The organism is Burkholderia sola (assembly GCF_905400185.1).
In the GTDB taxonomy this organism is placed as follows: Bacteria; Pseudomonadota; Gammaproteobacteria; order Burkholderiales; family Burkholderiaceae; genus Burkholderia; species Burkholderia sola.
Genome location: NZ_FR989676.1, coordinates 1,441,471 through 1,460,123 on the forward strand (window position 1 = coordinate 1,441,471; position 18,653 = coordinate 1,460,123).

The window sequence follows — 18,653 nt, forward strand, 5'->3', positions numbered from 1 at the left end:
CATGTCCAACGATACGCATCCCGTTCCGCCCCTTGCCACCGGCGACACGCCGGCGGCCGCATCGAGCCTGAAAGCGCGCTTTTTCAACCCGGCCGCGCGGCAGAAGCTGCTCGCGGTCGCGAGCCTCGTGCTGCTGATCGCGTTCTTCAGCTTCGCGTCGTCGAACTTCCTCGACGTCGACAACCTCGTGTCGATCCTGCAGGCGACTGCCGTGAACGGCGTGCTGGCCGTCGCCTGCACGTACGTGATCATCACGTCCGGCATCGATCTGTCGGTCGGCACGCTGATGACGTTCTGCGCGGTGATGGCCGGCGTCGTGCTGACGAAATGGGGGATGCCGCTGCCGCTCGGCATCCTGGCCGCGTTGTGCTTCGGTGCGCTGTCCGGCTGCGTGTCGGGCTTCGTGATCGCGAAGATGAAGGTGCCGCCGTTCATCGCGACGCTCGGCATGATGATGCTGCTCAAGGGGCTGTCGCTCGTGATCTCGGGCACGCGGCCGATCTACTTCAACGACACGCCGGGTTTCACGTCGATCGCGCAGGATTCGCTGATCGGCAACCTGATTCCCGCGCTGCCGATTCCGAACGCGGTGCTGATCCTGTTCCTTGTCGCGATCGGCGCGTCGATCGTGCTGAACCGGACGATCTTCGGCCGCTACACGTTCGCGCTCGGCAGCAACGAGGAGGCGCTCAGGCTATCCGGCGTGAACGTCGATGCGTGGAAGATCGCGGTCTACACGTTCAGCGGCGCGGTGTGCGGGATCGCCGGCCTGCTGATCGCGTCGCGGCTGAACTCGGCGCAACCGGCGCTCGGGCAGGGCTACGAGCTCGATGCGATCGCGGCCGTCGTGATCGGCGGCACGTCGCTGTCGGGCGGCGCGGGCAGCATCGTCGGCACCATCATCGGCGCGTTCATCATGAGCGTGCTGACCAACGGCCTGCGCATCATGTCGGTCGCGCAGGAATGGCAGACGGTCGTGACGGGCGTGATCATCATCCTCGCCGTCTACGTGGACATCCTGCGCCGGCGCCGCCGTTGACACACGCAGGCATGCGCTTCACCGCCGGTTTCGGCCGGCATTTCATTCGATACGAAAAAAGGAGACGCGAAGTGATCAGGAGCAAGGTGTTGAACGCGATCGTCGGGCTGACGTTCGCCGTCGGCGTCACGGCCGGCGCGCACGCGCAGGAAACCTACATCCCGCTGATCTCGAAGGGCTTCCAGCATCAGTTCTGGCAGGCCGTGAAATCGGGCGCGACGCAGGCCGCGAAGGACTACAAGGTGAAGGTGACGTTCGAAGGGCCCGAAACCGAGGCGATGGTCGACAAGCAGATCGACATGCTGTCGGCCGCGATCGCGAAGAAGCCGGCCGCGCTCGGCTTCGCGGCGCTCGACAGCAAGGCCGCGCTGCCGCTGCTGAAGAAGGCGCAGGCCGAGAAGATCCCGGTGATCGCGTTCGACTCGGGCGTGGACAGCGACATTCCGGTGACGACGGCCGCGACCAACAACAAGGCGGCCGCCGCGCTCGCCGCCGACAAGCTCGCCGCGCTGATCGGCGACGAAGGGCAGGTGGCCGTGGTCGCGCACGACCAGACGAGCCGCACCGGCATCGACCGCCGCGACGGCTTCCTCGACCGGATGAAGTCGGCGCACCCGAAGGTGCAGGTCGTGACCGTGCAGTACGGCGAAGGCGATCAGCTGAAGTCGACCGAAGTGACGAAGTCGATCCTGCAGGCATATCCGAAGCTCAAGGGGCTGTTCGGCACCAACGAGGGGTCGGCGATCGGCGTGGTCAACGGCGTGCGCGAGATGAAGCGCAAGGTCGTGATCGTCGGCTACGATTCCGGCAAGCAGCAGAAGGACGCGATCCGCAGCGGGCTGATGGCCGGCGCGATCACGCAGAACCCGATCGGCATCGGCTACAAGACGGTTGAGGCGGCCGTGAAGGCGATCAAGGGCGAGAAGCTGCCGAAGGTGATCGATACCGGGTTCTACTGGTACGACAAGACCAATATCGACGATCCGAAGATCGCGGCGGTGTTGTACGACTGAACGTGGCGGACGTGCGGCGGCGGCGATGACCGTCGCCGCCGCGATGATCGAACACGAGGGCATCATGGGCGCAGTGCGTATCGATTCGCATCAGCACTTCTGGCGTTATCGCGCGGCCGACTATCCGTGGATCGGCCCCGGGATGGGCGTGCTCGCGCGCGACTACCTGCCCGACGCACTGTGGCCGCAGATGCATGCGCAGGCGCTCGGCGCGTCGATCGCGGTGCAGGCGCGCGCCGGGCGCGACGAGACGGCGTTCCTGCTCGATCTGGCGCGCGACGACGCACGCATCGCGGCCGTGGTCGGCTGGGAGGATCTCGGTGCGCCGGCGCTGGCCGACCACGTTGCCGAGTGGCGCAGCCCGAAGCTGCGCGGTTTCCGTCATCAGGTGCAGGACGAAGCCGACGTCGGCGCGTTCGTCGCGGATCCCGGCTTCAATCGCGGCGTCGCATGGCTGCAGGCGAACGGCTATGTGTACGACGTGCTCGTGTACGAGCGCCAGTTGCCCGACGTGCGTGCGTTCTGCGCGCGGCACGATGCGCACTGGCTCGTGCTCGATCACGTCGGCAAGCCCGCGCTCGCCGAGTTCGCACGCGACGACACGGCGCTCGCGCGCTGGCGCGCGTCGCTGCGTGAACTCGGCGCGCTGCCGCACGTCGCGTGCAAGCTGTCGGGGCTCGTGACCGAAGCCGACTGGCGGCGCGGCCTGCGCGCGCAGGACACCCGGCATATCGAGCAGTGTCTCGACGCGGCGCTCGACGCGTTCGGCCCGCGGCGGCTGATGTTCGGGTCGGACTGGCCCGTGTGCCTGCTCGCGGCGTCGTATGACGAGGTCGCGTCGCTCGTCGAACGCTGGGCCGAAGCGCGGCTGTCGGCGGCCGAACGCGCCGCGTTGTGGGGCGGCACGGCCGCGCGCTGCTACGCGGTGCCGGGCGATGTGAAGCGCGGCATATAAAATAGGCGCGAACGGTCCATGCGATGCTCGGGCCGTCCGGAACGAAACCGATTACCAGCGTCAACGTATGTCCATCCAGCCGATTCAGAACCGCCGCCTCTACCAGCAGATCGCCGACAAGCTCAGTGCGATGATCGAGTCCGGCGATTTCCCGCCGGGCAGCTATCTGCCGCCCGAGCGCGAACTTGCCGAACGGTTCGGCGTGTCGCGCACGTCGGTGCGCGAGGCGCTGATCGCGCTCGAAGTGAACGGGCTCGTCAGCGTGCGCGTCGGCGACGGCGTGAAGGTGCGCCATCCCGAAACGGCCGCCGCGCCCGAACCCGTGACGGCACCCGACGCGACGGTCGCGCCGTTCTCGATCGTCGAGATCGATCCGGAGCTCGGCATCGCGCTCGACCTCGACACCGAAATCCCGCCGTTCGCGCTGCTGCAGGCGAGGCGGCTGATCGAGCCGGAGGCCGCGTCGCTGGCCGCGAAGCATGGCTCGGATGCGCAGATCGAAGGGATTCACGAAGCATTTCTGCGCAATCAGGACGATAACCGCAGCGGCTCGCTCACGCACCCGGGCGACCGGCTGTTCCATATCCGCATCGCGGAGGCGAGCGACAACGCCGCGTATGCGCTGATGATCAAGCAGCTGCTTGCGCACAAGTACGACCTGATGTTCCAGCGGCTGCAGTCGCTGTACATGCCGAACGACATGCCGCACCGGTCGGAGCGCGAGCATCGCGCGATCCTCGATGCGATCCGCGCGCGCGACCCGGACGCCGCGCGCCGTGCGATGGCCGAGCATCTCGACGAAGTGATCCGCATTTTCGGCCGCGCGCTCGATTGAGCGTGTGAATCGATTTCCTGTATGGTCGGCAGCGGTGTCCGCGATGCGCACCCACCCCGGTGCCGACGCGGCCTCGTACGGGGTGATGACCCGGCCGTCGCCATAGAACGAACGCCGCGATGCGTGCCGGCCCACCGGCATGCCGCTCGTGCGCGGAATGGAGTGTGACGAATGCGCGTGAACGATTGCCACAATTTCCACGATTTCCGCGAGCTGGCGCGACGGCGATTGCCGGGACCGATCTTCAATTACATCGACGGTGCGGCCGACGATGAAACCACGTATCGGCGCAACACGAGCGCGTTCGAAAGCTGCGATCTGGTGCCGAACGTGTTGCGTGGCGTGCGCGATGTCGATCTGTCGGTGACGGTCATGGGGCAAAGGCTCGGCATGCCGGTTTACTGTTCGCCGACCGCGCTGCAACGCCTGTTTCATCACGACGGCGAGCGCGCCGTCGCCGCCGCGGCCGCGAAATTCGACACGATGTTCGGCGTGTCGTCGCTCGGCACCGTGAGCCTCGAAGAGGCCCGTGCGATCAGCGCGGGCCCGCAGGTGTACCAGTTCTATTTCCACAAGGACCGCGGTCTCAACCGCGAGATGATGAACCGCTCGCGGGAAGCCGGCGTGAACGTGATGATGCTGACGGTGGACAGCATCACCGGCGGCAATCGCGAGCGCGACAAGCGCACCGGTTTCTCGATTCCGTTCCGGCTGACGCTCGCGGGGATGACCGAGTTCGCGTTGAAGCCGGCCTGGGCGATCAACTACCTGACTCACGAGCGATTCCGCTTGCCGCAACTCGACCGGCATGTCGACATGGGCGGCGGCGCGATGTCGATCAGCCGCTACTTCACGGACATGCTGGATCCGTCGATGACATGGGACGACGTCGCCGCGATGGTGCGGGAGTGGAACGGGCAGTTTTGCCTGAAAGGCGTGATGTCGGTCGACGACGCGCGCCGGGCGGTGGACATCGGTTGCACCGGCATCGTGTTGTCGAATCACGGCGGACGGCAACTGGATGGTTCGCGCGCCGCGTTCGACCAGCTTGCCGAGGTGGTCGATGCGGTGGGCGACCGGATCGACGTGATGATGGACGGCGGCGTGCAACGGGGTTCGCACGTGCTCAAGGCGCTGGCGCTCGGTGCGAAGGCGGTCGGCCTGGGGCGTTATTACCTGTTTCCGCTCGCCGCCGCCGGGCAGCCCGGCGTCGAACGTGCGCTGCAACTGATGCGCACGGAGATCGAACGGGACATGCGGCTAATGGGCTGCGCGTCCGTTGCGCAGCTCGGGCGGAATCAGCTGCGCTTTCGCTGACGACGGGTTTCGGCGCCAGCCGAGCCTTCGTGCCGGCGCCGGTATCGCGCGCTCAGAAGCGATCCGCGCGATACGGCGCCGGATCGGTGAACGGCGCTTCGCCGGTCATCATCTCGGCCAGCAGGCGGCCGGTGACGGGGCCGAGCGTCAGCCCGTGATGGTTGTGTCCGAACGCGAACCACAGCCCGCGATGCGCGGGCGCGGGGCCGATCACCGGGCGCATGTCGGGCGTGCACGGGCGGAAGCCGAGCCACGGATGCGGGTCGAGCCGCTCGCCGAACCCGAACACCGGCCGCGCGACGCGTTCCGCGCGTTCGAGCTGCACACCCGTTGGCGGAAGGCCGCGGCGCGCGATCTCGACGCCGGTCGTCAGCCGCAGCCCGCGCCGCATCGGCGCGATCACGTAGCCGTATTCGCGATCGACGATCGGCGCCGACGGCACGCCGCGCGCGGACGGCGCGTAGTGCATGTGATAGCCGCGTTTCTCGCGCAGCGGGATCTTGTAGCCGAACTTGCCGAACACCGTGTCGGACCACGGGCCGAGCGCGACCACGACGGCCGGCGCGGCCGCCGGGCCGTCGTCGGTCCGAACCTGCCAGCCGGGCGACAGCGCGTCGAGGCTCGCGGCGTCGCCGGTCAGCAGCGTGCCGCCGCCCCGCACGAACAGGTGCGCATACGCTTTGACGAGCGCGGCCGGATCGACGACGCTTTTGGGGTCGAGCCAGTGCAGCGCGCCGCAGAAGCCCGGGGCGAGGCTCGGTTCGTGCGCGCGCAGCGCGGCCGCGTCGAGCGGCGTGATGCCGAGCCCGTGGCGGCGCGCGGTGAGGCTGGCGTCGGCCACGCCCCGTTCGAAGGCGGCCGGCGTGCGGAACGCTTCGAGCCAGCCGCTCGCGCGGATCAGTTCGCCGGCGCCGGCCCGCGCGATCAGCACATCGTGTTCGACGATGCAGCGTTCGATCAGCGGCAGCATGTCGCGCGACGCCGCCGCGTGACGCAGCGGCGCCGATTCCCACCAGAACCGTGCGAGCCACGGCGCGAACGCGGGCAGCGACGCGCTGTGCCAGTAGAGGTCGGTCGAGCGGTTCAGCGCATAGCGCATCAGTGTGAACGGGCTGCGCGGGAACGGGTACGGTTCGACCGACGAGCGCTCGATCAGCCCGGCATTGCCGAAGCTCGTGCCTTCGCCGGGCGCGCCGCGATCGACGAGGGCAACCTTGCGGCCGCGATCCTGCAGGTGCAGCGCGGCGGAAACGCCGACGATGCCGGCGCCGAGAACGATGACGTCGAAATCCATCGATGGTGAGTGACGGTTGGCGGGGCGCGTGGCCGCGGTACGGTGTGCGCGCCCGGGTTGGGAATCGTTCGAACCGCAAGCATACTCGCGCCGGCGTGGGGGGCCAAGAGGGGGCACACGGTCGATACGTGGCGGCTGGCCCGTGCGCGACGATCAATCCGCCGATCAATTCGCCGACGCCGAGATCGAATCGACATCGGTCGACGCGTCCGTCCGTCTCATCGGGCAGCCACACGGAATCCGCCTGCTTTCCGATGCTTTCGCGGGTGTTTCCCACTGCTTGGTCATCCGAATTTTTACCTAAGATGGAAGGAATCGTGCGCGTGATACGGTGCCTGCACGCGCATGGCAGGCAGGAGGCAGGGCCGGGAACGACTGCGGCAGATGTTTCCATCATGGATGCAAGTGTGTGCGCGGCGGCTGCGAGTCTCGCAGTCGCATCGACGCCAGCGTGCGCGGCGGCCATCGCCGCGCGAAAGGCGTCCGGCCGGCGGGGCCGAGTCGCCACGGTCCGCCAGGCGTTTGCCGCAATCGTTTGCGTTCTGAGCGCCGTACCGGTCGTCGCCGGCGCGCCTGCCGTGATGGACGAGCATCCGATCGATGCGGTGCAAGTTGCCGCCACCACCACGCCGGCCAGCCCAACGGGTCCCGCCTTTTCGTCACACGACTCCGCCGTGCGTCAGGTGGTGCTCGGCATCATCAGCTTCACGCGCTGGCCGACGACGCCCGTCCGTCTGCATCTGTGCGTGACCGGCAGGCCCGACTACGCGGGCGGCCTGACCGACACGCTGCAGGCCGGCTCGACCGTGCTCGACGTGCAGCGCGTCCGCTTCGACGACCCCGCGCTCGGCGTCGCGTGCGACGTCGTCTATCTCGGCGCCCTCGGCAACGACGAGCGCGCACGGGTCAGGGCCGTGTTGTCCGGCCGCCCGGTGCTGACCATTGCCGAACACGATATGTCCTGCACCGCGGGCGCGATGTTCTGCGTCACGGTCGAAGGTGAACGCGTCACCTTCGACATCAATCTCGATGCCGTCGCGCGCAGCGGCGTGCGCGTGCATCCGAACGTCCTCAACCTTGCACGACGGCCGGTGGCGCCATGACACGATCCGCGCCCCCCGTTCCCGCTTCGCGCCCGCCGCGCCCGACGCTGCAAAGCGTGCTGCGCCGCGCGCATCTGCGCCTCGCGTTCGTCGCCGTGACGATGGCCGCCGTGTCGTTGATCGTCGTCGCCGTGATCGCGTTGCGCGCGTATGCCGGCAACAACCTGAATCTGCTGGCGCGCTCGCTCGGTTATACGGTCGAGGCGGCGCTCGTGTTCGGCGATCGCGTCGCGGCGAACGAGGCGATCGGGATGATCGCCGGCGACGAGGACGTCGCGCAGGTGGTCGTCACCGACAGCAAGGGACAACTGTTCGCGACGTGGCAGTTGCCGGCCGGAAACGGGGTCGCCCGGCTCGAGCGCGCCGTCGCCGACGTGGCGCTGCCCGGGCCGGTCACCGCGCCGGTGATGCATGACGGCATCATCGTCGGCCACGTCGTCGTGCGCGGGCGCGGGCATCAGTTCTTCGGCTTCCTGCTCGGCGGCGTCGGCGGCATTCTCGGCTGCCTCGCCGTCAGCGTGTTCGGCGCGTATGTGAGCTCGAAGCGCCTGCTGCGCAACATCGTTTCGCCGCTGCGCGCGCTGGCGGGCGTCGCGCACGCGGTGCGGCGCGAGCGGGCGTTCGCGCGGCGCGTCGAGCCGACGGCGATCGCCGAACTGAATCAGCTCGGCGACGACTTCAACGCGTTGCTCGACGAATTCGAAGACTGGCAGAACACGCTGCGCGACGAGAACGCGTCGCTCGAGCACAAGGCGACGCACGATGCGCTCACCGGGTTGCCCAACCGCATGCAGTTCGAATCGCGCCTGGCGCTTGCGCTGTGCGATGCCACGTTGACGGGTCATCGGGTCGCGGTGCTCTATCTCGACTGCGACCGCTTCAAGGAGATCAACGATTGTCTCGGTCACGACGCCGGGGACGCGGTGCTGATCGGCATCGCATCGCGGTTGCGCACGCGGGTGCGCGAGACCGATCTCGTCGCGCGCTTGGGCGGCGACGAATTTGCGGTGATGCTGGCGGCGGTGCCCGAAGCGGGCAGCGTGTGCCGGATCGCCGACGAGATTTTGTCCGGCATGGCGCCGTCGATCGAGCTGTCCGACGGCCGCGTGGTGGCCACCATGATGAGTGCCGGCGTTGCGCTGTATCCCGATCACGCGTCGGACGCGAGCGGCCTGCTGCGCGCGGCGGATATCGCGATGTACCGCGCCAAGCGCGCGCGGCCGGGATCGTGGCAGTTGGCGGAGAGCGTGGCAGGGCCGGTGTGATGTCGATCGACTCGCGCCGCGGACGAGGCCGCGGCGGCGGTTAAAAGAAGCGCTTGCGGAGCGGGCGCGATGGAAGGGGATGCGAAATGAACCACTCGTTTCCTGTGAGCATGAGGCGGACGTGCGTCGGGAGTGCGCTGCTGCTGGGCATGCTGCTGGGGGGCTGCCAGACGCCGCCGCTTCATCGCGGGCTGACGCAGACGCAGGTCACGGCGCTGAAGTCGGCCGGGTTCCAGGAGACTGGGCAGGGGTTCGAGTTCGGCTCGACCGGGCCGATCCTGTTCGATTTCGACCGGTACAACCTCAAGCCGGATGTCCGGCGGATCGTCGAGCGGATCGGGCGGACGTTGCAGTCGGCGGGGATCAACGGGGTGCGGGTGTACGGGTATTCGGATAACGAGGGGACGGAGAAGTACGACGTCGAGCTGTCGAGGCGGCGGGCTGAAGTCGTGGCTGTCGAGTTGGTCGACGCGGGACTCGATGCGAAGCGGATCGCGATCGTCGGGAAAGGGAAGCGCGATCCGGTAGGGGATAACAAGACGCCGGGCGGGCGGGCGCAGAATCGGCGAGCGGCGATCGTGGTTTCGCCGCGGTGACGCGATGCATGGCGCGTGGCCGCCGCGTCGACGAGCACGCTGTGCTGTCTGTTTTAACGGTTCGCCACCATTGGCGAGAAAATTTGCGAGCGGCCATTCACACGCGGCGAGCCCTGATATTCGCCGAAGGCAGGATGGCCATCGACCGAATTCGCCGCCGCCAACATGGTGGCCGTTCAATTCATTGGAAATAAAAAGCGACCTATCCGAATAAGATCGTTCCGCTTTCATGAATGCTGCATCGTCGTAGGCGAATGCAGCGACGGACGGAACGAGTATGGCCATCGAACCCAAGGATCTGCTGCCGCACTTCGAACGCGAGATGACGCTGCTGCGCCATTCGATGCAGACGTTTGCTCAGCGCTTTCCCAAAATAGCCGCTCGGCTGGCGATCACCGGCGAGCATTCGGACGATCCGCACGTCGAACGCCTGTTGCAGTCGTTCGCGTTGATGGCGGCGTGTCACGACATTCGTCTCGAAGATGACGTGCCTGCGTTCACGGGCAGTTTTCTCGATACGCTCGACGGCGCTTTTCTGCGCCCGTTTCCATCGTGCGCGATTGCGCAATTCCATGGCGACGGCAGCAGCGAACTGACTGCGCCGCGCGTCGTTCGTCGCGGCGAGCGGCTGATCGCACCGGTCGGCAAGGAAGTATTCCGCATCGCGGACGATGTCGAGATCGTGCCGCTGACGGTATCGTCGGTGCGCTACACGACCTCGTCGATCGCGCCGCGCGACGTCGCGTTGCCCCCGGAAACGACCGGTTTGCTGACCTTCACGTTCGAACTCACGACGCCGAAGGCGACGTTCGCCATCGTGCCGGACACATTGCGCATGCATTTCACCGGTGCGCGGGAAATCGTCGCGGCGCTCGCCGATGCCGTGTTGCTTCTTGCCGGCCGAAGCTTCGTCGAAGCAGGCGATGCAACGCGCTGGAAGCGTCTGCCGGACGCGACGTTCACGGCCGTCGGCTTCGATCCCGCCGATGCGTTGCTGGACGTGCGGCCCGACGATGCGCTCTGGCCGCTCCACTTGCTGATGACGTATTGCGCGGTGCCAGAGCGTTTCGACTTTGTCGACCTGGACATGCGGGCGATCAAGCGAATCGCCAGCGTCAACCGTCGCGTCGCGCTCCACCTCGCGATCGCGGGCGTGCATCCGGATTCGCATCGCGCGCAACGCCTGGCCGCCGCCACTGCCGACCACGTCCGGCTGTTTTGTGCGCCGGTCATCAACCTGTTTCCGGACGACGCCCAGCCGATCGAGACGCGCGCCGGTTGCGCCCATTACGCGGTGAAGGCGCTTGCGCAGGCCGGCGCGTCGCGCACGGCTATCTGGTCGATCGACACCGTTCGCCATGTTTCCGACTCGGGCGCGTCGATGCTGGCGCCGTTCCGGTCGCTGCAACATGGCGCGGGCATGCGTCCCGGATTGTTCTGGATGACGTTGCGCGACGAGGCACGGCGGGCGCCTAAGGAGCCTGTCGATTCCCGGTCCAAGGAGACGGAGGCGACTCCGCCGCCAGTCCCGGCAGACACTGCCGAGTCGCGCCGCGGCGTCGAACTGGAACTGGTCGACCAGGACGGACGACCTGCCGATCCCGGTCATCGCAAGCTGGAGATACGGCTGTCCTGCACGCAGGGCGATCTGTCCGGGATGCGGGGGCGCGAGCTGGCGTTGCCCAGCGGCGACCCGGTGGGAACGATTTCGCTGCTGAACCGGCCGACACGGAGCCAGCCGCCCGCTTTCCGTTACGGGGAGCTGTGGGATCTGCTGTCGCTCCTCGTGCCGCAGGCGATCCGGCTGGACAAGGGCGGCCTGACCCAGCTCAGGCGGCTTTGCGCGCGCTGGGCGGAGGACTCCGTCGACGCCGGCCGGCGCTTCGATGCGCTCGTGTCGCTGTCGACGGCGCGCGTGCGGTGCTGGCTGCCCGGCAAGCCGGCGTTGGCGTTCGTGCACGGGCTGGAGGTGCGGCTGGTCGTCGACGAGCAGCGTTTCGCCGCGTTCAGCCTGAGCGGATTCGCGCAGGTGATGGACCGGTTGTTCGCGCCATACGTGCCGGTCACGAGCTTCGTGCAGGTCGTGCTGTTTTCGGCCGCTACCGGCGTGCTGCTTCGGCGTGGGACGCCGCGTCCGGGTACCCAGCCGCTGGTTTAGTTTCTCGCTTTTCAGGGCTCGAACGAAAACGTTTGCGGACGTCTTTCAAGCGCTCGGGTTTTACCCTACATTATCGAAGCCGCGGACCGGCGAGCCGGCCGATGGAACCTGAGATCACACGCAAGGAACAAAAATGAGTTTCGCTCCGAACGGGGGTATTCCCAGTGGATTGGGCGGCAGTGCGCTCGGCTCGTTGAGCGCGCTCGGGGGCCTCGCCGGCCCGGTGGCGTCGAGTGTGGCCGGCAGCCTCGGGCCGCTTGCCGGCCTCGCGGGGCACGTCGACACCGTCCAGCGCGCGCTGCAACTCGCGCAGACCGGCTTCTCGCTGATGGAGAAGACGCCCGGCGCCATCGCCGAAGCGATCAACGGCGCCGCGAACCCCGCGCGCCTGACGCAGCTCAACCGTTACGTCACGCTCGATACGCCGCTCGGCCCGGATGTGCTGCTGGTCAGCGCGGCCGTCGTCGACGAGCACGTGAACCGCTTGCCGGAAATCCATCTCGACCTGCTGTCGCATCGCCACGACCTGAGGCCCGAGGACCTGATCGGCCAGCAGGTCAAAATCCGCTTCGACCAGCAGGCGCGCCTGTCGACGCTCGAACGCGTGGTGGCGTCGGGCACCGGCGACAACGACCGCTATTTCGACGGCTACGTCGCGTCGTTCGACCGCGCCGGCAACCCCGGGAACGTCACGCAATATCACCTGACGGCCGTGCCGTGGTTCTGGTTCCTCACGCGCTCGACCGACTGCCGGATCTTCCAGAACAAGACCGCGCAGGACATCCTCACCGAGATTTTCCAGGAACACGGTTTTTCCGATTTCGTGTTCGACATCCGGACCAGCCAGAAGCCGCTCGAGTACGTCGTGATGTACCAGGAGAGCTACTACAACTTCTGCGCGCGGCTGATGGAGCAGGAGGGGCTCGTGTGGACGCATCGGTACGAGAAGGACAAGCACCTTCTCGTGATCGGCGACACGAACCTGCTGTTCCGCCCGATCGACGGGCTCGCCACCGTGCCGTTCGCCGCGACGGAGGCGAGCGAGGACAGCGGCATCGACCAGTTGCACGAAGGCCGGCGCTTCGGCGTCGGCAAGGTCACGTTCCGCGACTTCAATCACCAGAATCCGTCGTCGCCGCTGATGCTGGTGGAGGTCGGGCCGCAGAATCTCAAGCATGCGCGGCTCGATGCGACCGAGCGGTTCGAGCACCAGTCGCTGTACGACCACGGCGACGACGGCAACCGCTATGCCCGTTTCGCGATGGAGGCCGAGGAGGCGCAAGCCCATCGCTATACCGGCGGCGGCTACGCGTGGCGCATGACCACGGCCGGCGCCGTGGCCGTCGCGAATCATCCCGTCCTCGAAAACAACCAGGAATACGTGATCCTGCACGTGCGTCACGAGGCCGTGAACGACTACACGCAGCACAGCGCGAAGCTGCCGTACCGCAACAGCTTCGCGCTGCTGCCGAAGAAGGTTCCGTACCGTGCGCCGCGCGCGACGCCGAAGCCGGTGATTCACGGCACGCAGTCGGCGATCGTCGTCGGGCCGAAGGGCGAGGAAATCTATACGAACGGCAGCGCGGTGAAAGTGCATTTCCCGTGGGACCGGCGCGGCAAGAAGGACGGCTCCGATTCGATGTGGGTGCGCGTGTCGCAACCGTGGGCGGGCGACGGCTGGGGCGCGGCCGCGATTCCGCGGATCAAGCAGGAAGTGCTGGTGGCGTTCAATCAGGGCGATCCGGATAACCCGGTGATCGTCGGCCGCGTGTTCAACGGCGAGCAGGGCAACCCGTATCACGGCGCGGCCGGGCAGACGATGGGGATCAAGAGCCAGACGCATAAGGGGCAGGGGTCGAACGAAATTCGCATGACCGACACGAACGGCATGCAGGAATTCTTCATGCACGCGCAGAAGGACATGAACACCGTCGTCGAGAACAACGAGACGCACAAGGTGTTCGGGCCGATGCGCACCGTCCTCGTGGCGACGGGCAGTGAAGAAAAGCAGATTCCGCAGGGCAACCTGACCGAGACGATCGCCGAGAAGCGCAGCACCACGGCGACGACCGTCGAGGTCACGACGCCGGCCAAGGATGGCGGCGGCGGTACGCAGGTGTACGTGGCCGAGCGCGGCATCCTGCTGAAGGTGCAAAACAGCTCGATCTCGCTCGCGCCGGAAGGCATCCGCCTGGAGCACAACGGCTCCGTGATCCTGATGACCGACGACGGCGTGACGGTCAACGGCAAGCGCATCGATCTCAACAAATAACTCGACCGAAACCAGCCATGCACTACGCAATCCACGAAGGCACATTCGAATTGCCGGACGCGGCGCTTGATCGCACCGTCAACATGTTGATTCTTCCCGTCGGCCCGGGTGGGCTGAGTCTCGTCGTGTCCCGCGGCCGCCTGCGCGAGCAGGAGTCGATCGACGCGTTCGTCGAGCGCGAATGGGCGCAGGCGTCGCGCGCCGCGCAGAACCTAAACGTGCAGTCGCGACGCCCGGTGACGGTCGGGCGGGCGGAATGCCCCGGCGTGCAGACGGAATCGACGCATGAACAGGACGGCCGCACCTTTCATCAGATGCAGACGGCGTTTCGGCTCGATGCCGGCGGGCAGGTCATCGTGATGACGTTGACCAATGCCGCGCCGCTCAACGACGAACAACGTGCGCTGGCCGCGCGCATGCTGGAGAGCTTCCAGCCGCGCCCGGTTGCGCCCACGCTGGTTTCGGATGCCGGCCGCCCATGAGTCAGCCGGCCGCTCGCAAGGACGATCCCTTTACCCACACGACGCTCGCGGGCGACCTGCTCGGCATGGGCGGGTCGCTGCTGGGTGGCTTGGGGATCGGATGGGCGCTGACCACGATAGCGGAAGGCCTCGTGTTCGGTGCATTGGGTGCGCTCGAAATTGGCACCGGCGGGCTGGCGACGCCGATCGTGCTGGCGATCGGCGTCGGCGTGGCCGCCTACATGCAGGGCTCCGGCCTCAACGACAAGATCGACGAGGCCGCGAAGGGGCTCGGCAATGCCATTTCTCCGCCCGAGGAGAAAGGCACGATCCAGAACGGCTCGCCCGATGTGTTCGTCAACGGGAAGCCGGCCGCGCGCGCGGCCGACGGCGCGGACATGGATCCGGTTCTTTGCAGCGATCATCCTGGTCCGCAATTCGTTGCGCAAGGGTCCGACGTGGTGTTCATCAACGACCTGCCTGCGGCACGGGTCGACGACAAGACCACCTGTGACGGCACGATCTCGAAGGGCTCGCCGGACGTTTTCTTCGGCGGCGGCACGAAGACCGTGCGCGACATCAGTGCGGCGCGGCCGTGGGTCGCCGGACTCGGCGCGGCGATCGGTATTGCGCTTGCGCTCTGTGGTCGAGGCAAGGGAAGCTGGGGCGATTTCGTCAAGGGCAAGCTGCCGTGTCTCGCGATGAACTTCGCGGCCGGCATATTCGGCACATGGCTCGGCAGCAAGATGCAGCCGTCGGCCGGCCATCCCGTCAACGTGATCACCGGCGGCAAGGTTCTAGACGGCAGCGACGATACCGACTTCGTGTTGCCAGGCCCGCTGCCGATCGTCTGGCGGCGCTTCTACAGCAGCCACGACGATCGCGCCGATGGCTTGTTCGGCGCTGGGTGGAGCGTGCCGATCAGTGTCGAGTTGAGGTTGGCGCGGGAGAACGGCGTCGTCACGTCGATCACGTACTGGGATGAACAGGGGCGCGAGATCGAGTTTCCGGCGGTGTCGCCGGGTGAGAGTCATTTCAGCGTGCCGGAAGGCATTTACCTGATTTGTACCGCCGGCGGGCACTATGTGGTCGAAACGGTCGATGGTTTGTATCGCGATTTCGGCCCGGCCGGGGCGCTGGCGTCGAATGCTGAAACGCTGAGCCTTCGGCGGCTCGAGGACCGAAACGGCAACTGGATCGAGGTCGAGCGTGCGAGTGTCGGCGAACGGGTGCGGCCGGTTCGGCTTCACGATAGCGCCGGCCGTTTGCTGACGCTGCATTACGATCCGGAGCATCCGCGACGCGTCGCATCGATCGAACTGGTACGTGGCGTCGATGGTGAGTTGCCCGAGATCCTGGTTCGCTACGGCTATACGCGCGCCGGCGAACTCGCATCGGTCACCGATCGCAGCGGCCATACCGGGCGGCATTTCGGTTACGAACATGGCCTGATGACACGGCATACGCTGCCCGGCGGACTACAGTGCTTTTACGCGTGGAACGGCGTTGGCCGCGACGCGCGTGTCGTGCGCCACTGGACCGACGACGGCGAAGCGTACACGTTCGACGCGGACCCTGCGCAGCGTTCGGTGACGATCACCGATCAGATCGGGCGCGTGACGTGCTGGACGTGGAACGAGGGTCAGCAGCCGACGAGCCATACGGATGCTGAAGGCAACGTGTGGCAGCTCGAATGGAACGCGATGCGGCAACTGGTCAGTACGACCGATCCGGCCGGCCATGTCACTCGCTTCGAATATGACGAGCGCGGGCGGCAGACGCAGCGCATCGACGCGCTCGGCCAGGTCGAGCGGACAGAATGGAACGGACACTACGATTTGCCTGTTGCGGAAATCGATCCGACCAACGCGCGATGGATCTATCGTTACGACGCGCGCGGCAACCTGACGATGACGCGCGATCCGGCGGGTTTCGCGACCGAGTATTACCGCGACGATCGCGGGCTGGTGCATACGATTCGCGATGCGCGTGGCGGCTACAAGTTCCTCGAATGGAATGGTCGGGCGCAGTTGACCGCGTATACCGATTGCTCCGGCAAGGTCACGCGATTTGCGTATGACGCACGCGGTGCGCTCGCGCGGGTGACGGATGCCGCTGGCCATGCCACCGTGTACGAAACGGACGTGATGGGGCAGGTCACGGGGATCGGGACGGCTGATGGCGCACGTCAGACGTTTCGGTACGATGCGGCGGGACGTCTCGTTGAGGTCATTGATGCGAATCAGCGCAGCACGCGTTACGAAGTCAATCCGCGTGGGTTGTTGCTGGCACGCACGGATGCGGCTGATCGTGTCGTGCGATTCGGTTATGACGAAGCGTTCCGGCTGGCGAGCTTGACCAACGAGAACCGTGAGACGTATCGCTTTCAGTATGACCGTCGCGATCTCGTTTCCGTACAGGTCGGTCTCGATGGTCACAAGCGTACGTATGAGTACGACGTGTGCGGTCAAGGAACGATGGTACGTGATGGGCAGATCGAGACGCGATACGAGCGCGATGCGGTCGGGCGACTGACGGCCAAGCAAGCTCCGCATGAGCGCTGCGAGTACTTGTACGACAAGGCAGGCCGGATCACATCGGCCGAGTTGTACACCCTCGCCGCGCGTGGGCCAGCGCTGAAGAATCGCGTCAGCTTGAAGTACGACAAGCGTGGAGAAGTCGTCGAGGAATACACGCCGACCGGCTGGCTCGCACACACCTACGACGAGCTGGGCAATCGTGTCAGCACGACGATCTCCGGCGAGCGCACGATCGACTGGCTGCATTACGGGTCGGGGCATGTGCACCAGATTCGTTTCGACGGTGCCGCGGTTGCGGACATCGAGCGGGATGATCTGCATCGCGAGGTGCTACGGACGCAGGGCAAGCTGACGAGTCACTTCGGGTATGACGCGGTGGGGCGCCGTGCGCGGCAAAGTGCGCAGCGCGGTGCGGCGGGCGGCGAGTTGCTTGCGAAGCAGTGGCAATACGATGCCGCCGGCGACGTGATCCAGAAGCGCGATCAGCGTTACGGCACGACGAGCTATCGGTATGATCCGACAGGGCGCATCGAACAGGCGGCGGGGCCGGGGTTGCCGTCGGAAGTGTTTCGCTGGGATGCGGCGGCGAACCTGGTGTCGAGCGATCACCCGGGCGGGTATGTCGAGCACAACCGGCTCAAGATGTTCGAGGATAAGCGGTTCGAGTACGACACGTATGGGCGGCTCGTTCGTAAGGTGAGCGGGCATGGGCCGGCTAAAGAGCTCACGCTTGAATACGACGACTGGAACCAGCTCAAGACCGTCGTGACGAAGGACCGGCTCGGGGTTGCGACGACGCATTTCGAATACGACGCGTTCGGCAGGCGGGTTCGGAAGCTCAACGGTAGTTACGCGAGTACGGATTTCCTGTGGGACGGCATGCGGTTGGTGCAGGAGACGTATCACGACCGTCAGGGCGAGGAAGCGCTGACGTACTTGTACGAGTCCAATAGTTATGTGCCGCTTGCCCGGATCGATCAAGGGAAGGCGGCGGCCAATGATGCGGATGTGCGGGATGCGGTTTATTACTTCCACAACGATGTATCGGGATTGCCGGAGGAACTGACTGACGCGGGTGGCGAGCTGGTTTGGCAGGCCCGCTACAAGGTGTGGGGCAATGCGGTGCAGGAGGAGTGGGTTGCGCCGGTGCCGGATCGGCCGGCAGCGGTGTGGGGAAACGTTCAAGCGGCTGCGCCCGTGCCGGCTCACGCACCGCGACCGCAGAACTTGCGCTTTCAAGGGCAGTATCTGGACCGTGAGACGGGGCTGCACTACAACACGTTCCGGTTCTACGATCCGGATATCGGGTGTTTCATCAGCCCGGACCCGATCGGATTAATCGGAGGAGTGAACCTCTACCAGTACGCACCCAATCCGAACACATGGATCGATCCGTGGGGATTGTGCAGGACCAGTCCGAAAATAAATTCTGAACATGTTTTCCACGGGGAAATAAACAGCCGTGGACGTGCTGTTGGCTTCCACCACGAAGGCAGCATCGGTCATGTTGGAAAAGCTCGAGTGGTTGGGGTCACCTCGCCAGCAAATGCCCAAGGGGTTTATAGAGGTAAGGTTGAGATATTCGATCCGAGTACGGGTACATGGGTGGCGAAGGGGCCAGAATCGTCGTTCTTCCCGAAATCGTGGAATCGTCAACAAGTCATGTCTGAGATTAGAAGTGCGTTTGATAACGGAGTGGTCACCCCCAACGGAAAATGGGAAGGTGTTTCAAGAAGTGGTGTGAAGATTGAAGGTTGGTTGAATGGTGGTGGGGATATTAATACTGCATATCCGATATATTGATA

The 18,653-nt window shown here is 66.0% G+C and carries 13 protein-coding genes; 12 read left to right on the forward strand and 1 reads right to left on the reverse strand.

The window, feature by feature from the left end:
- The first annotated feature begins 1 nt into the window (after position 1).
- From KR541_RS22985 to KR541_RS23005, 5 genes are all read left to right on the forward strand, one after another.
- A complete protein-coding gene (locus KR541_RS22985; protein ID WP_216089808.1) occupies positions 2 to 1,039 on the forward strand; it encodes an ABC transporter permease in 1,038 nt (345 codons plus the stop codon).
- A gap of 71 nt (positions 1,040 to 1,110) precedes the next feature.
- Positions 1,111 to 2,052, forward strand: coding sequence for an ABC transporter substrate-binding protein (locus KR541_RS22990; RefSeq protein WP_050012448.1), 942 nt, complete (start codon positions 1,111 to 1,113; stop codon positions 2,050 to 2,052).
- Positions 2,053 to 2,116: 64 nt separating this feature from the next.
- The gene (locus tag KR541_RS22995) at positions 2,117 to 3,007 is read left to right on the forward strand and encodes an L-fucono-1,5-lactonase (RefSeq protein ID WP_216090003.1); all 891 of its coding nucleotides are present in this window, start codon (positions 2,117 to 2,119) and stop codon (positions 3,005 to 3,007) included.
- A gap of 67 nt (positions 3,008 to 3,074) precedes the next feature.
- Complete coding sequence (locus KR541_RS23000; RefSeq protein ID WP_050012337.1) at positions 3,075 to 3,842, forward strand: FadR/GntR family transcriptional regulator; 768 nt, start codon at positions 3,075 to 3,077, stop codon at positions 3,840 to 3,842.
- A 171-nt stretch (positions 3,843 to 4,013) separates the two neighbouring features.
- A complete protein-coding gene (locus KR541_RS23005; RefSeq protein WP_050012338.1) occupies positions 4,014 to 5,159 on the forward strand; it encodes an alpha-hydroxy acid oxidase in 1,146 nt (381 codons plus the stop codon).
- Between the two features lie 52 nt (positions 5,160 to 5,211).
- Here the strand turns inward: KR541_RS23005 and KR541_RS23010 are convergent, their stop codons facing one another.
- Positions 5,212 to 6,453, reverse strand: a complete 1,242-nt coding sequence (locus tag KR541_RS23010) for an NAD(P)/FAD-dependent oxidoreductase (protein WP_050012339.1) — start codon at positions 6,451 to 6,453, stop codon at positions 5,212 to 5,214.
- A gap of 395 nt (positions 6,454 to 6,848) precedes the next feature.
- Between KR541_RS23010 and yfiR the strand changes: the two genes are divergently transcribed.
- The 7 genes from yfiR to KR541_RS23045 all read left to right on the forward strand — a co-directional run bounded on the left by yfiR (position 6,849) and on the right by KR541_RS23045 (position 18,651).
- The gene (gene yfiR / locus KR541_RS23015; protein ID WP_089489623.1) at positions 6,849 to 7,556 is read left to right on the forward strand and encodes a regulatory sequestration protein YfiR; all 708 of its coding nucleotides are present in this window, start codon (positions 6,849 to 6,851) and stop codon (positions 7,554 to 7,556) included.
- Entirely contained in the window at positions 7,553 to 8,821 is a 1,269-nt protein-coding gene (gene dgcN / locus KR541_RS23020) for a diguanylate cyclase DgcN/YfiN (protein ID WP_050012341.1), read from the forward strand. Before yfiR ends, dgcN begins: the two co-directional genes overlap by 4 nt.
- A gap of 86 nt (positions 8,822 to 8,907) precedes the next feature.
- Positions 8,908 to 9,417: an outer membrane lipoprotein YfiB gene (gene yfiB / locus KR541_RS23025; protein WP_124555562.1), complete on the forward strand. Its 510-nt coding sequence runs from the start codon at positions 8,908 to 8,910 to the stop codon at positions 9,415 to 9,417.
- 343 nt (positions 9,418 to 9,760) lie between these two features.
- A complete protein-coding gene (tssF, locus tag KR541_RS23030; RefSeq protein ID WP_235356168.1) occupies positions 9,761 to 11,575 on the forward strand; it encodes a type VI secretion system baseplate subunit TssF in 1,815 nt (604 codons plus the stop codon).
- A gap of 133 nt (positions 11,576 to 11,708) precedes the next feature.
- Positions 11,709 to 13,847, forward strand: a complete 2,139-nt coding sequence (locus KR541_RS23035; protein WP_050012344.1) for a type VI secretion system Vgr family protein — start codon at positions 11,709 to 11,711, stop codon at positions 13,845 to 13,847.
- A gap of 17 nt (positions 13,848 to 13,864) precedes the next feature.
- On the forward strand, positions 13,865 to 14,329 hold the full coding sequence (locus KR541_RS23040; RefSeq protein WP_050012345.1) for a DcrB-related protein: 465 nt from the start codon (positions 13,865 to 13,867) through the stop codon (positions 14,327 to 14,329).
- On the forward strand, positions 14,326 to 18,651 hold the full coding sequence (locus KR541_RS23045) for an RHS repeat-associated core domain-containing protein (RefSeq protein WP_160300499.1): 4,326 nt from the start codon (positions 14,326 to 14,328) through the stop codon (positions 18,649 to 18,651). The genes KR541_RS23040 and KR541_RS23045 overlap by 4 nt, the downstream gene beginning before the upstream one ends.
- Positions 18,652 to 18,653: the final 2 nt, after the last annotated feature.